Consider the following 14,973-nt stretch of genomic DNA (forward strand, 5'->3'; position numbering starts at 1 on the left):
TGACCAAGAGGTCTTTAGGAGTTTTACCATGAAGAAGTTGCTTTGGATTTTACTTGTTTTGCCTATGTTGGCAAATGCCGCTTACAACCGCAACCAAGCACGACCTGTTAATGAGGTCGTTTATGGTGAGATTGATACGGTTAGATACATAACGCAACAAGAAATTGTGGAGTCAAAAGCGAATGGTTGGGAAACTTTATTAGGTGCGGCAATCGGTGGTTTAATTGGTAATCAATTTGGCGGAGGGACCGGTAAAGAAGTGGCTACCGCTGTTGGAGCCGTAGCGGGTGCTGGAATCGCACGTAATCGAGGAAATACGCAGTATCGAGTGGAATATAAGTTAGTTGAACTGCTAGTCAAAACGAAAGACAACAAGTTAGTGAACATCATCCAAGACGTAGACAACTCCATGTTGTTTAACCGAGGTGATGATGTACGAATTCTGTATTTTTCTGATGGTGTTCGAGTTGATCTCGCGTACTAGTATATAAATACACTTACTTGGCTTATTAATCACCTTTTTCATGGGTATTAGCTCTGGAGTTCGTTGGAAAAGTTCGTTAGTCTGCAAGTACGAAGAATTATTCATCACCCGAAAATAAATACGCTCCAGTGACTTCGGGTGGTACAAGGACTATAAGATTTAATGGAAAGCCTTACGTTACAACCAATTCAAAAAGTGAGTGGGGAAGTTAACTTACCTGGCTCAAAAAGTGTTTCTAACCGTGCCCTTCTTTTGGCAGCACTTTCAACTGGAACCACTCGTTTAACAAATTTACTCGACAGTGACGACATTCGTCATATGCTGAACGCACTGACTCAGTTAGGCGTTAATTATCAGTTGTCCGCAGATAAGACAGTTTGTGAAGTAACTGGTGTTGGTGGTGCGTTTTCAAGCGATAAAGCCCTAGAACTTTTCTTAGGTAACGCCGGTACGGCTATGCGTCCGCTTGCTGCTGCACTTTGTTTAGGCCGCGGTGAGTATGTATTGACTGGCGAACCCCGCATGAAGGAGCGCCCAATTGGGCACTTGGTGACAGCGTTGCGAGAAGCTGGCGCAGACGTTGAATACTTAGAAAACGAAAACTATCCACCGTTGAAGATCACAGGGACTGGCCTTAAGAGTGGTACAGTTTCAATCGATGGTTCTATTTCTAGTCAATTTTTGACGGCATTTTTGATGGCTGCACCTTTGGCTGAAGGCGAAGTGACAATTAAAATTGATGGCGATTTAGTATCTAAACCTTACATCGACATTACGCTACACATTATGAAACAATTTGGTGTGGATGTGATTAATAACGATTACCAAGAGTTCGTGATTCCTACAGGGCAATCGTACTCAGCGCCAGGTGACTTTTTGGTCGAGGGCGACGCATCATCTGCATCTTACTTCCTTGCTGCTGCTGCAATTAGAGGCGGCGAGATTAAAGTGACGGGTATTGGTAAAAACAGTATCCAAGGTGATATCCAATTCGCTGATGCGCTTGAAAAAATGGGTGCCGAGATCGAATGGGGTGATGACTATGTTATCTCGCGCTGTGGTGAACTTAAAGGCATTGATATGGATTACAATCATATCCCTGACGCAGCAATGACTATCGCGACAACCGCGTTGTTTGCTAAAGGAACAACCGCTATCCGTAATGTCTACAACTGGCGTGTAAAAGAGACTGATCGCCTTGCTGCTATGGCAACAGAACTGCGCAAAGTTGGCGCTGAGGTTGAAGAGGGTGAAGACTATATCATTGTTAACCCTGTTGCTGAACTAACACACGCGGCGATTGATACTTATGATGACCATCGCATGGCGATGTGCTTCTCGCTGGTAGCTTTGAGTGATACCCCGGTAACTATCAATGACCCAGGTTGTACATCAAAGACTTTCCCTGATTACTTTGACAAGCTGAAAATGCTGAGTCAATAGAGTTCAGAAAGTAAAAAGCTTGCCTAAATGGCAAGCTTTTTCGTTATAGCTCAAGCGTAAATTCTTTTGAAAGATGGTGCGCTAAGTATTTAAACATGTTAAATACAGCGGTTGTGTTCTCTGTTGGTAATCCATTGCTGTCTAAGAAGTATTCACCTTTGAAGACGAGTACATCATCTTTTTCTACTACGCTGTTTGCGCGCATGCCTTCAATGTAGTCATCATGTGATTGGATAATTTGGTTTGCGATAAGCAGTAAATCAAATTCTGCTATTACTTTCTTTGTCATGAGTCGATCTCTGATAACTGAATATAACGTTGAGTTTATGGTGTCACACTAGAAATTCAATGATTTCACAACCGATTAAGAGTGTCTTTTCGAATATCTACCGTTTATTTTGTGATTTATGACAAAAATAATTGAATGGGGCTCGCGTTAGATTCGTGGACAAGCTTAGTATGACCGCGTTTATACGTAATGCCTGATGAATAGGCTCTTGCAAGTATTTTTAATGAGTACTTTATAGCTTCTTTATATTGTGACCCTTTTCTCTTCTGAGCCGCTGAATTGTCGAGCAATCAGATCCAATTTTGAAAAAAGCGGTTGATCTTCTAGTAATCTCGCACAATAGTAAAAAAAGAAGCAATGAATTTAGAATATCATGCGTAAAAGCCCACAAGCTAAATTGTTGGTGCTGAAGCATCGTGATTAAGGACGTTAGAGTCAATATGGGTAAATCGCTCGTTATAGTGGAGTCGCCAGCCAAGGCTAAAACTATCAATAAATATCTTGGCAAAGACTTTGTCGTTAAGTCGAGTGTAGGTCACGTACGTGATTTACCAACGGCGGGTCAAAGTACTGGTCAAAAGGCTGCTGCAGTTTCAACCAAGGGTATGAGCCCAGAAGATAAAGCTCGTATCAAGAAAGAAAAAGATCGCAAAGCTCTTATCAAAAAGATGGGTATCAACCCATATAAAGAGTGGGAAGCGAATTATCAAATTCTACCGGGTAAAGAAAAAGTTGTTGCTGAATTGCAAAAACTGGCTGAAAACGCAGACCATGTTTATCTCGCAACCGATTTGGACCGCGAAGGAGAAGCTATCGCATGGCACCTTCGTGAGATCATCGGCGGCGATGAAACGCGATACAAGCGAGTGGTTTTTAACGAAATCACTAAGAATGCTATTCAACAAGCCTTCGAAACTCCGGGTGAGCTAAACATTGACGGCGTAAACGCACAACAAGCACGACGTTTTATGGACCGTGTTGTTGGCTTTATGGTGTCACCTTTGCTTTGGAAAAAAGTAGCACGAGGCCTATCCGCTGGCCGTGTTCAATCAGTCGCTGTAAAACTACTGGTTGAGCGCGAGCGCGAGATCAACGCTTTTATCCCTGAAGAGTTTTGGGATGTGCATGCTGATACCAAAACAGCAGAGAAAACAGATTTCAGACTGCAAGTCGCTCAGAAAGACGGCGTTGCGTTTAAACCTGATAATGAAGCGCAAACACAAGCTGCAGTTAGCGTTTTAGAAAAAGCGCAATACGAAGTCTGTAAACGTGAAGACCGCCCAACTAAGAGTAAGCCGTCTGCACCTTACATCACGTCTACGCTGCAACAAGCGGCGAGCACGCGTCTTGGTTATGGCGTGAAGAAAACCATGATGCTGGCTCAGCGCCTGTATGAAGCGGGTTACATCACTTATATGCGTACTGACTCAACGAACTTGAGTTCAGAAGCTGTAGAAGCCGCTCGTGAATACATTGGTTCTGAGTACGGCGCGCAATATCTTCCGCCTAAAGCACTGGTATACGGTAGCAAAGAGGGCGCTCAAGAGGCCCACGAAGCGATTCGTCCTTCAAGTGTAGATGTTAAGTCGGAAGACCTAAACGGCGTAGATGCAGACGCACACAAGCTGTATTCATTGATTTGGAATCAATTCGTTGCGTGTCAAATGACTCCCGCTCAATACGATTCAACGACGGTAAGTGTTAAAGCTGACGAGTACACGTTAAAAGCGAAAGGTCGTATTCTTAAATTTGATGGTTGGACTCGTGTTCAGCGTCCAATGGGTAAGAACGAAGATACAATTCTTCCTGCAGTTCAGATTGGCGATAAGCTTGATCTCATTGCGTTAGACCCGAAACAGCACTTCACTAAGCCACCAGCTCGTTTCACTGAAGCGGCACTAGTTAAAGAGCTTGAGAAGCGTGGTATTGGTCGTCCTTCAACATACGCATCAATCATCTCGACGATTCAAGACCGTGGTTATGTAAAAGTTGAACAGCGTCGTTTCTACGCTGAGAAGATGGGCGAAATTGTTACTGACCGACTAGATGGCAGCTTCAATGACCTAATGAACTATGACTTCACTGCTCGTATGGAGCAGAAGTTGGATCAAATCGCTGAAGGTGAAGCAAGCTGGAAAGGCGTGTTAGATAACTTCTTTGAAGACTTTACTGGCGATTTGGAAAAAGCAGATTTAGACGAAGACGCGGGTGGCATGAAGCCAAACCATATCGTGGAAACCGATATTGAGTGTCCGACTTGTGGCCGTAAAATGGGTATTCGAACTGCCTCGACAGGCGTATTCCTAGGTTGTTCTGGTTACGCACTCCCACCAAAAGAGCGTTGTAAGACAACAATCAACCTTGGTGATGAAGAAGGCATTATCAACGTGCTTGAAGAAGACGTTGAAACCGCAGCTCTTCGAGCTAAAAAGCGCTGTCCTATTTGTGAAACGGCAATGGATGCTTATCTAATCGATGATAAGCGTAAGATGCACGTATGTGGTAATAACCCGAACTGTGAAGGTTATGTGGTTGAGCACGGCGAATTTAAAGTGAAAGGCTACGATGGTCCACTTGTTGAGTGTGACAAATGTGGTTCTGACATGGTTCTAAAGAACGGTCGTTTTGGTAAATACATGGACTGTACGAGTGAAGACTGTAAGAACACTCGTAAGATCCTGAAAAATGGCGAAGTAGCGCCACCGAAAGAAGACCCTGTACATTTCCCTGAACTTCCGTGTGAAAATTCAGACGCGTACTTTGTTCTTCGTGATGGTGCCTCTGGCCTATTTATGGCTGCGAGCAACTTCCCTAAATCACGTGAAACGCGTGCACCATTGGTGGAAGAGTTGGTTCGTTTTAAAGATCGTATCTCACCTAAGTTCCAGTACCTAACGTCAGCGCCGGTTGCTGACCCTGATGGTAAGCCGACAGTGATTCGTTTTAGTCGTAAGACAAAAGAGAACTACGTTCGTACCGAAGTAGACGGAAAACCTTCTGGTTGGACTGCTTTGTATATCGACGGAAAGTGGGAAGTTACAGATAAACGTAAAAAGCCGAAAGAGAAGTAACAGAACACATTGATTGAGAAGCAGCCATTGGGCTGCTTTTTTTTGTCCAAAACATGACTAAGTATGCAACTAATTGATTTTCTATTTCAATTGAAATAATTTATTAAATTCACGATGGAAAATAAATGAGAGCAATTAATTACATCTTATTATGGAAGCTTAACTAGACTGTAACTTAACTAAAATATTGTAACTGAAAGAACAGTGTTTAGTTGTATACCTGATGTGTGACGGGTGTTAATGTAATGTTTCGTTCGGATGGTGTTATGTGAGCTGCTTTAAGTCTTAAGAAAGCAATCGGTTGCCATGACGCAGAATGGCGTATTAAAAATTGAAATCGGCACAAAAGTCGATAACGTATATCAAACCAAGTGCAAAGAATAGTGCACACATAACAACGTTTGGCTTAGGATACTGTCACTGTATGTGAATGGATATTCGTTAAGTTCCGAAATGAATGTTAGTGCTCATCCCCCTGAGGAAGATACCTCTACGAGCACTGACATCGACAAGCTATAAATATATGGAGAATAAAATGGCTGGTGTATTGGGAATGATTCTTGCTGGTGGTGAAGGTTCTCGCTTGAGACCTTTAACTGAGTCTCGCAGCAAACCCTCGGTTCCTTTCGGTGGTAGCTACCGCTTAATTGATTTCGCTTTGAACAACTTTGTTAATGCTGATCTGATGAAGATCTATGTTTTAACACAATTTAAGTCACAATCACTGTTCCATCATATGAAAAAAGGTTGGAATATCAGTGGTATAACAGACCGATTTATTGACCCTATTCCGGCACAAATGCGCAAAGGAAAGCGTTGGTATGAAGGCACAGCAGATGCAATCTACCAAAACATGGGTTTTATGGAATTGGAAGAACCTGATCAAGTCTGTATTTTCGGTTCTGATCATATCTACAAAATGGATATCAAACAGATGCTTGATTTCCACAAAGAAAAGAACGCGGCTTTAACGGTTTCAGCGTTACGTATGCCACTTTCCGAAGCTTCTGAGTTTGGTGTTATTGAAGTTGATGCTGAAGGTCGTATGATTGGTTTTGAAGAGAAACCTGCAAATCCCAAGTCGATCCCGGGAGATCCTGAATCAGCGCTTGTTTCAATGGGCAACTACGTGTTCGAAGCGAAAGAGCTTTTTGCTGAACTAACGGAAGATGCTGATAGAGAAGGGTCGACACACGACTTCGGCAAAGACATTATTCCCAACATGTTCCCACGTGGTGACGTGTTTGTTTATGATTTCAGCACCAACCGTATTACCGGTGAGAAAGAAGAAGTTTACTGGCGCGATGTAGGTACGATTGACGCGTACTGGCAAGCGCACATGGATCTTCTTAAGAAAGATGCGCCATTCTCGCTATACAACCGCAAATGGCCTTTACACACTTATTACCCGCCACTACCACCAGCTACGTTTACTGATTCGGCAAATGGTCGAATTCAGATCATTGATAGCCTTGTGTGTAGCGGTAGTTATGTACGTGGTTCGCGTATTGAAAAGAGTGTATTGGGCTTCCGCAGCAATATCGCATCAGCATGTGATATTAGCGAGAGTATCTTACTCGGTGATGTAAAAGTGGGTGAGGGTTGTATCCTGCGTCGCGTTATCATCGATAAAGATGCAGACATCGCACCGGGTACACAGATTGGTGTAAACTTGAAAGAAGATAAAAAGCATTACCACGTCTCTGACGATGGTGTAGTAGTGATTTCTAAAGGAGCACGAGTTGGTTACTAAGACTCTCTCGGTACTTTTTGTAGCGTCTGAAGTTGAAGGCTTGATTAAAAGTGGTGGCTTGGCTGATGTAGCTAAGGCACTGCCTAAAGCGTTACAAACACTCGAACAGGATGTTCGAGTGACCATCCCCGCTTATCGAAATATACCTAATATTGACTCCGCAGAAGTTATTTTAGCCACTGAACTCGATCATTGGCCTCATACCGCTTATCAGGTTAAGAAGTTGAGCGTTGAAGGCGTTCAAGTGTTTGGTATTGAATGTGCTAAATATTTCGACCGCCCTGAAATGTATGCCGAGAACAATCAAGCTTATGCTGATAATGGAGAACGTTTCTCCTTCTTTAGTGCCGCTTGTTTAGATATGTTACCAAAGCTTGGTTTCCAGCCTGATATCGTTCATGCGAATGATTGGCATACTGGTTTTGTTCCTTTCTTGCTCAAGTCTCGTTACCAACAACACGATTTCTTTGAAAATACACGCAGTGTCATTTCAATTCACAATGCGGTTTTCAAAGGGGTGTTCTCATATGATGAGCTGCAGTGTCTACCTGAAATGCACAGCTACAATGTACCAGAAGCAGCGGTGAGTGATACTCACGTTACTATGCTAAAAGCAGGCGTGTTGTGTGCAGATAAAGTCAACGCGGTAAGCCCAACTTATGCAGAAGAGCTGAAAACGGAATTAGGAAGCCACGGTATGTCGGCTGAGTTTCAACATCGTTCGGCAGACTTGTTTGGTATTCTTAACGGCTGTGATTACGGTGCTTGGAATCCGGAAACAGATGTGTTCCTGCCTCGTAAGTATAAAGCGACGAAACACAGCATGGTTCGTGGCAAATCAGCTTGTAAGCAAAAACTGCAACAAGATGTTGGCCTGCCCCTGAATGATTGCGCTGTTTATGGCATGGTTTGCCGTTTGACGAATCAAAAAGGTGTCCATTACTTACTGCCGATCATCGAACAGTTCTTGAAAAACGACCTTCAGATTGTGATTGTCGGTACTGGTGATCCGGTTTTGGCGAGTCAACTTAAAGAGTTATCAGCACTTCATTCAGACAAGTTCTCTTTTGTCGAAGCGTACAATAACGAATTGGCACACTTGGTTGAAGCGGGTTCTGATTTCTTTTTGATGCCTTCGGAATTTGAACCGTGTGGTTTAAACCAAATCTACAGCATGGCTTACGGTACTTTGCCGATTGTTCGTTCTGTGGGAGGTTTAAAAGACAGCGTGAATGATTACGATGAGGATTCTGAGGTCGCGACTGGGTTTGCTTTTGAAGAGCCAACCCCACAAGCACTATTGGCAGTGTTACATCGATCGTTGTTACTTTATGCGCAAACGCCGTCTGAAATTAAACGGGTTCAGCTTTATGCTATGCAGCAAGATTTTAGTTGGGAAGACGCTGCTAAAGAGTATCTAGCAATGTACCATACTGCATTTTAACGTTAATTTAATCTCTTGATGTAGCTGATGTACACCATTAGCACTAAACAACGGAAGGCGCTCTTTTCACAGAGTGCCTTTTTATTTGTTGGTCTGTCTACATCACGTTTGAGAAGACAGAGCTTGCAAACTCATGTCAGTCAGGTAGAAAAGAGGGAGTAGGTATTCACATGACTAATGGTAGGTTTGACACTATTATCACTTAAAGTTCTTAATTGCGTGATATCCTTAGTCATTGCCTTGTGATGAGGCACAGCTCCATTTTAATAATTAAAGCGATAGGTATGTCTGAGAGTTTATTATTCCATAAAACATTTACTCACCCTACGAGCGACGAGTGGGTTGTGTTTGTGCATGGCGCAGGAGGAAGTTCCTCTATCTGGTTCAAACAGATCAAAGCGTATAAACAGCATTTCAACTTACTTCTCATCGATCTGAGAGGGCACGGTAAATCAGACAATATACTTAAAGGGCTGATTTCGAATCGTTACACCTTCAAATCGGTAACGCTCGATATTCTCAAAGTTTTAGATCACCTAAAAATTCGTTCTGCCCATTTTGTTGGCATGTCTTTAGGTACTATCATAGTACGTAACGTCGCTGAGTTAGCAGCAGGGCGTGTGCGTTCAATGGTATTAGGCGGCGCTGTTACTAAGCTAAACACTCGCTCTCAAGTTTTAATCAAATTAGGTAACTTAAGTAAACACATTATTCCTTACATGTGGTTATACAGTCTTTTTGCGTATGTAGTAATGCCGCAGAAAAGCCAAAAAGAGTCTCGTCACCTTTTTATCCGTGAAGCTAAAAAACTGTGCCAAAAAGAGTTTAAGCGCTGGTTTATCTTAACGGCAGATGTAAACCCTTTGATGAAGTATTTTAAAGATAGGGAATTACCAATACCGACTCTTTATTTGATGGGCGAACGTGATTACATGTTTATTAAGCCTGTAAAAGAAATGGTGGAAGCACATGAGTCGAGCGAGCTAGTAGAAATTCCGAATTGTGGACACGTATGTAATGTGGAAAATCCTGAAGAGTTTAATCAACGTTCGATTGCGTTTATTCAAAAGCAAATTCAGTGATTATCTCGATTCTTTATCAGAACAGACGCTCGAATAGAATTGAAACAAAAACGGGAAGCTAATTTTAGCTTCCCGTTTTTGTTTGGAGGAGGTATCTGACCGAGTTGTTATATAAGGCCGTTGGAGCCACTTTACCTTTCAAAACCTGCTATTCAGGAGAAGCAGCACCGCACTGCCAACAAGAGCCAAATTGGGCTTCATTGACTTCATGACACTGTCTGCAACGCCACTCTTCATAGATTATAGAATCTTGCTGTTTTTGGTATTCATTGACAATAACACGTGCCTTATTGGCTTGTTCTGGTTCATACAGCCAAACATACGGGTCAGTATCTTCTGTAAAAGGGATTTCCCCTTTCAAACCAAACAAACCCTCACCACGGACCTCACACGCAATATTCTCACTTTCTAGCAATCCACATATGATGTGAGCTTCAGTAGGGTTCGATGCGCTAAAGATTTTCATTGAAATAGAACCTTATTTGGCTATGTGTGTTATCTAATCTATATCCATTATTCAGCTACAGGTGTTGAGCGAAACTTACCCATCAACCATTTAGCAATAATTGGGAATATACCTAGTAATGCAAATGACAGCAGCACTGAAGGAGACACGATACCCGAAAGTGAATCTATTTCTGCGAGTTGAGTACCAGCATTTAAGAAAACAGCTGTACCTGGCAACATCCCAATTTGACTCGTAATGTAGTAACGACTTACCGACATCGGCGTTAGACCCATCAACAGGTTGATAAGGAAAAATGGGAATACAGGGATCAGGCGTAGAGAAAATAAGTAAAATGCCCCGTCTTTTTCGACACCTTTATTCATGGTCGCCAATTTGTCGCCGAATTTGGTTTGAATCCAGTCACGTAACAAATAGCGGCTACTCAAAAAGGCGATAGTTGCACCGATTGCACTGGCGAATGACACCAATAACAAACTATTCCAAAAACCAAAGAGCGCAGCACCCAATAGGGTCACAACAGCAGCTCCTGGAATCGAGAAAGCGGTAATCATGACGTAAGCTGCGAAATAAATAGCAGCCGCGGCGATAAAATTACTGTCAATGTATTCATTCAAAACGGCTTGCTGAGCCTTGGCATTCTCAAGTGTGAGGTATTGGCCAAAGTTGACGCCTAGTAAGACAATCGTTATGACCAACACAATACCCAATATCATTTTCTTACTCATTGATACTTCCTCTAAATTTTCAATGCATACCGATAGTATAGATAGACAGGTAAAGCTTAGATTAACTTTCAACAGATATAAAAAAAAGCCGCATAAATGCGGCTTAGTTATGTGTAGTTTTAACTGACAATGTTAATTTACGCGACTGATAAGCTCTTCGCGACGCTGCTGCGGTATAACAGACCAATGTGTACCATTAATCGCACCTTCTAGCGCCCAAAGTAACTCGATACTGACAGAGGACGCGTGAGATTCCTTGATGGCGTTAAACGCGTTTACAGAGCCAGATTCATATAAACGTTCTACGGAATCTATCCCAGCCTTTTTCAACATGCGCTCGGTAGCAAGTCGAAGGTTAGGAAGGTCTTTTAATCGAGTTGGTTCAGCAGAAGACTGTTCAGCTTTTTCATCTTTAGCAAAACCCAAAGACGTAGTCGCAAGCTGCAAGATTTTTTCTTGATCCTGCCACAGGCCTTCAGGCAAAGCGAAATATTTAGTAACAACAGGGAAGCCACGTTTTTTGTAAACGTAAGGTTGAAACCCTTGTTGTTCAAATTGCTTTGTTGTGCATTTGTCCGCTCGTATATGCAACTGGTCATTTACAACCAGAGCAAACATCGTGTCATCGGCAAAAAGACCGAAGCCACCAAACATTGAACGTGATTTTATTTTTCCTAGGGACTCAAATAACTTCATTGAGTCCTTTAGTATCGGTTTATCCATGTTATTTATCTCGGTGTATTTGAACTACGCCACCAAATAAGCAGGTCCGAGAGATTAGCAAAATGTTGCAACTAAATTGTCAATAAGCCGTAAATTACTAAATTATTAGTAACCACTGCATTTTGCCATCGGTAACCCCGCTACCATACCAACGAGTGGTTTAGGCCGGAAGCTTTGCGTCTCACTCTTTCGAGTGGTTTGCCCTGTGCGTGACTGATTAAATAGAATAAAGTTTTTGTTGAATGAAGCTCACACTTGTTATTTCAAAATGTGATATTGCTTCAATTAATGATCTTGCTGTTATGATACCAGGTTCATTAATGTTGTTGATAAAAAAAGCGCACCTAAAGGTGCGCTTGATTAGAATAAACTGAATTTATCAATTAATTTAACGTTTTAACTGTACTTCGCTCAACAATTTCAGGGTGCATTTCGAAAACGCGTTTTTCATGATCTTTATCTTTGATGCGTTCTAACAAAATTTCGAATGCATTTTTACCAACACGACGCTTCGGTTGGTGAACCGTGGTCAATGGTGGGGAGAAATATTCAGCGAGTTCGATGTTATCGTAACCAATAACTGATATATCTTCAGGAATGCGAATTCCTTTTTCTTGTAATCGACTCATCAAACCTAGTGCCATGGTGTCGTTGAAACAGAACACTGCCGTTGGGCGATCTTTCATCTCAACAATCTTATCTGCTGCTATAACAGCAGTATCACATTCAAAGTTACCTTCAATGATCAAGCGTTCGTCAGTGGCAATATTAGCTTCGTCAAATGCACGTTTGTATCCTGCGATACGTTCAACACAGGCTGCTTTATCTAAGTGGCCACTTAAACAAGCAATCTTAGAGTGACCGCGTTCAATAAGGTACTTGGTCGCTAGGTAGCCACCTTCTTCAGAGTTATCAATGATCTTGTCGGCTTGAGAGCTCTCAGGACCCCAGTCCATCACTACTTTAGGAATGTCAGCGTGACGGTCTAACATTTCTCTTAGTTCTTCAGTTAGGTCTGAACACATAACCAAGATGCCATCTACACGCTTCTCTGCAAGCATTCGAATGTAATCACGTTGCTTCTCATAAATACCGCCTGTGTTACACAAAATCAAAGTGTAGCCTTGACGGTAGCAGTAGCTCTCTACGCCATCGATAACCTCAGAGAAGAATAGGTTGGTTGACTGAGTTACTAGCATGCCGATAGTGCGTGTTGTATTACATTTCAAACTACGAGCAACAGCACTCGGTGCATAGTTTAGTTCGTCTACGGCTTTGTTTACTTTTTCTTGAGTCGCTTCTGCGACAAAACGTGTTTTGTTGATTACGTGAGAAACGGTTGTTGTTGATACGCCTGCTAAGCGAGCGACATCTTTTATAGTGGCCATGGTTTTATCCTATTAGAAGCTACTTTCCCAAAGTACGGAATAAAGTAGCCGTTAAGCTACTTAACTAAGAGCTTAAATTTGTAGGGCTCTTTGGGTACTAAAGTGCTAAAAAACAAAAAACCGCTATTGAGCGGCTTGTCTTAACACCGAAATGCTTTGAACTTAAATAAGCTTAGCATTTCGTGAATGTTTCATATTTTATCGTTTGCGGTCACAATTTTAGACTGACTAGAAATTACTCGCAATATAATTCACCCAGAAATCCGGGTGAATTGTCACATTCTACTGAATTTATTTACCTAGTCGTTGGGCGAACTTATTCACCAGCTAAATATTGAGTGTCTAAATTGCAAAATGCGAGTAGCAAAGACGAGACCGAAGCGTAGAAACCAAACTGGTCAACGTCATGACATTTCACATTAAACTTTGGCAACCAAGTAAGTAGTTGCTGATCGATAAACTGCTGTTGAATGACGAACGATTTCTCTAATTCTTCTTCAAGCTCAGTTTCATTTGAACGGATGATTAGATTGCCAAGGAAGTCGAGTTCGATAGCAATGTGATCTGCAGGTTCTTTTAAGTCTTGGTTCACGATTAAGTTGTGCTTAGCCATGATGTCTTCCATGTCTTTAGCTGGCTTATCGTTTAATAGACCTGTTTCGCCGATGTACATTGAAGCGTAAGGTAAAGCACCATGTTTGTCTGTCTTCAAGAAAAGGTCGCAGAAGTCAGCAGACAGTTCCAGTTGGGCATCTTCACGTGTTTGTAGACGGTTCAATGCGTCTACAAGCTTATCAATCGAAGGCTTTAGAGCTTCATTCGAACCTAAACCAGAAAGGAAAGAACGAATTTCAACAGAGTGGTAGTGATCGAGTTCTTCTTGAGTGAGCTCTTTGGCGAATAAGCTTGATAACCACCAGTAAATTTCTGCTCTTTGCTCGTTGAATGCTTTCGTATCTTTCATTTCATAGATCCTGATTTAGTCTTGTGATGTTTATATACCCAGCGCCGTTAAGTCATTTGGGTACAAGCACACCAAGGCTGAATAACAAGGTTATTTGCTAAGCGCAAAGTGACTCGTTCGTAGTAATGCCTATATTGAATTGCGATGGACGATAAATAGCAAGGTTTAAGATTGTCTTGTATCAAAAAAAATCCATGTTTCTGGCTTTTATCTTCAGTACCACTAGAATTGTTACTAGTTATGAATAGAATAGTCATTGAAACTATTAAATAAGAAAAGTGGTGTAGATGAGCTATCACGTATTGGTCGTAGAAGATGATGTGGTAACCCGCAGTAAACTGGTTGGATATTTCCAGAACGAAGGTTACACAGTGAGTGAAGCTGAGAGCGGCGCTCAGATGAGAAACGTGTTGGAAGAAAACAACGTTGATCTCATTATGCTGGACATCAACTTACCAGGCGAAGATGGATTGATGCTAACTCGCGAATTACGCAGTCAATCAGACATTGGAATTATTTTAGTTACTGGACGCACGGATAGCATCGACAAAATCGTAGGCCTTGAAATGGGCGCAGACGATTATGTTACTAAACCCTTCGAACTTCGCGAATTATTGGTTCGAGTTAAAAACTTACTTTGGCGTATTGCTGCTGCTCGTAGAACAGCGACGGGAGTGGTGGAACAAGCAGAAGATGAGTCTGTTGTTCGTTTTGGTGAGTGGACGTTTGATATTCCTCGCCGAGCGCTAAGCAAAAATGGTGAGCCGGTTAAACTGACTAAGGCTGAGTATGAGTTGCTAGTCGCACTCTCTTCTTACCCTAACCAAGTATTAAGTCGCGAACGTATTTTGAACATGATTAGCCACCGAGTGGATGCGCCTAATGATCGCACTATCGATGTGTTAATTCGTCGTATGCGCGCAAAAATGGAGTTTGATCCCAAGAACCCACAGATTTTTGTGACGGTTCACGGTGAAGGTTACATGTTCGCTGGTGACTAAACCCTTCGGGCGTTTTAATCAGTAAAAAAAGACAACTAGCGTAAAAAAGCCGAGACATCATTGATGTTTCGGCTTTTTATTTCTTGCCATACTATTGGTTATTGCTAACCATCCGAAAATTAATAGATATCGATTTG

13 protein-coding genes and 1 riboswitch are annotated in these 14,973 nt (G+C 42.1%); of the genes, 7 read left to right on the forward strand and 6 right to left on the reverse strand.

Going from position 1 to position 14,973, the window contains the following annotated elements; genetic code table 11:
- Positions 1–28: 28 nt before the first annotated feature.
- Both OCW38_RS05305 and aroA read left to right on the forward strand, forming a co-directional pair.
- On the forward strand, positions 29–484 hold the full coding sequence (locus tag OCW38_RS05305; protein ID WP_016768419.1) for an outer membrane lipoprotein: 456 nt from the start codon (positions 29–31) through the stop codon (positions 482–484).
- 162 nt (positions 485–646) lie between these two features.
- Positions 647–1,927, forward strand: coding sequence for a 3-phosphoshikimate 1-carboxyvinyltransferase (gene aroA, locus OCW38_RS05310; protein WP_016787155.1), 1,281 nt, complete (start codon positions 647–649; stop codon positions 1,925–1,927).
- Positions 1,928–1,970: 43 nt separating this feature from the next.
- Here the strand turns inward: aroA and OCW38_RS05315 are convergent, their stop codons facing one another.
- Complete coding sequence (locus OCW38_RS05315; protein WP_010437770.1) at positions 1,971–2,216, reverse strand: YciN family protein; 246 nt, start codon at positions 2,214–2,216, stop codon at positions 1,971–1,973.
- A 440-nt stretch (positions 2,217–2,656) separates the two neighbouring features.
- On the opposite strand from OCW38_RS05315, the gene topA reads away from it, so the two are divergent.
- The 4 genes from topA to OCW38_RS05335 all read left to right on the forward strand — a co-directional run bounded on the left by topA (position 2,657) and on the right by OCW38_RS05335 (position 9,566).
- Positions 2,657–5,287, forward strand: a complete 2,631-nt coding sequence (topA, locus tag OCW38_RS05320; RefSeq protein WP_010437771.1) for a type I DNA topoisomerase — start codon at positions 2,657–2,659, stop codon at positions 5,285–5,287.
- A 535-nt stretch (positions 5,288–5,822) separates the two neighbouring features.
- Positions 5,823–7,040 (forward strand): glucose-1-phosphate adenylyltransferase, encoded by a 1,218-nt coding sequence (glgC, locus tag OCW38_RS05325; protein ID WP_010437773.1) that lies wholly within the window; start codon positions 5,823–5,825, stop codon positions 7,038–7,040.
- Positions 7,030–8,484 (forward strand): glycogen synthase GlgA, encoded by a 1,455-nt coding sequence (glgA, locus tag OCW38_RS05330; RefSeq protein WP_016783839.1) that lies wholly within the window; start codon positions 7,030–7,032, stop codon positions 8,482–8,484. The genes glgC and glgA overlap by 11 nt, the downstream gene beginning before the upstream one ends.
- Positions 8,485–8,768: 284 nt before the next feature.
- Positions 8,769–9,566 (forward strand): alpha/beta fold hydrolase, encoded by a 798-nt coding sequence (locus OCW38_RS05335; protein WP_010437777.1) that lies wholly within the window; start codon positions 8,769–8,771, stop codon positions 9,564–9,566.
- Between the two features lie 148 nt (positions 9,567–9,714).
- Here the strand turns inward: OCW38_RS05335 and OCW38_RS05340 are convergent, their stop codons facing one another.
- The 5 genes from OCW38_RS05340 to torD all read right to left on the reverse strand — a co-directional run bounded on the left by OCW38_RS05340 (position 9,715) and on the right by torD (position 13,835).
- The gene (locus OCW38_RS05340) at positions 9,715–10,032 is read right to left on the reverse strand and encodes a putative signal transducing protein (RefSeq protein WP_016783840.1); all 318 of its coding nucleotides are present in this window, start codon (positions 10,030–10,032) and stop codon (positions 9,715–9,717) included.
- 47 nt (positions 10,033–10,079) lie between these two features.
- A complete protein-coding gene (locus OCW38_RS05345) occupies positions 10,080–10,760 on the reverse strand; it encodes a TVP38/TMEM64 family protein (protein ID WP_010437782.1) in 681 nt (226 codons plus the stop codon).
- A 132-nt stretch (positions 10,761–10,892) separates the two neighbouring features.
- Positions 10,893–11,483: a TfoX/Sxy family DNA transformation protein gene (locus OCW38_RS05350; protein WP_261895338.1), complete on the reverse strand. Its 591-nt coding sequence runs from the start codon at positions 11,481–11,483 to the stop codon at positions 10,893–10,895.
- Between the two features lie 127 nt (positions 11,484–11,610).
- Positions 11,611–11,696, reverse strand: a riboswitch (cyclic di-GMP riboswitch).
- A 170-nt stretch (positions 11,697–11,866) separates the two neighbouring features.
- Positions 11,867–12,871: an HTH-type transcriptional repressor PurR gene (gene purR / locus OCW38_RS05355; RefSeq protein WP_010437785.1), complete on the reverse strand. Its 1,005-nt coding sequence runs from the start codon at positions 12,869–12,871 to the stop codon at positions 11,867–11,869.
- A gap of 316 nt (positions 12,872–13,187) precedes the next feature.
- Entirely contained in the window at positions 13,188–13,835 is a 648-nt protein-coding gene (torD, locus tag OCW38_RS05360) for a molecular chaperone TorD (protein ID WP_010437787.1), read from the reverse strand.
- 287 nt (positions 13,836–14,122) lie between these two features.
- Between torD and torR the strand changes: the two genes are divergently transcribed.
- Positions 14,123–14,836 (forward strand): two-component system response regulator TorR, encoded by a 714-nt coding sequence (gene torR, locus OCW38_RS05365; protein ID WP_010437789.1) that lies wholly within the window; start codon positions 14,123–14,125, stop codon positions 14,834–14,836.
- Positions 14,837–14,973 lie beyond the last annotated feature (137 nt).

It is taken from the genome of Vibrio cyclitrophicus (assembly GCF_024347435.1).
Classification (GTDB): domain Bacteria; phylum Pseudomonadota; class Gammaproteobacteria; order Enterobacterales; family Vibrionaceae; genus Vibrio; species Vibrio cyclitrophicus.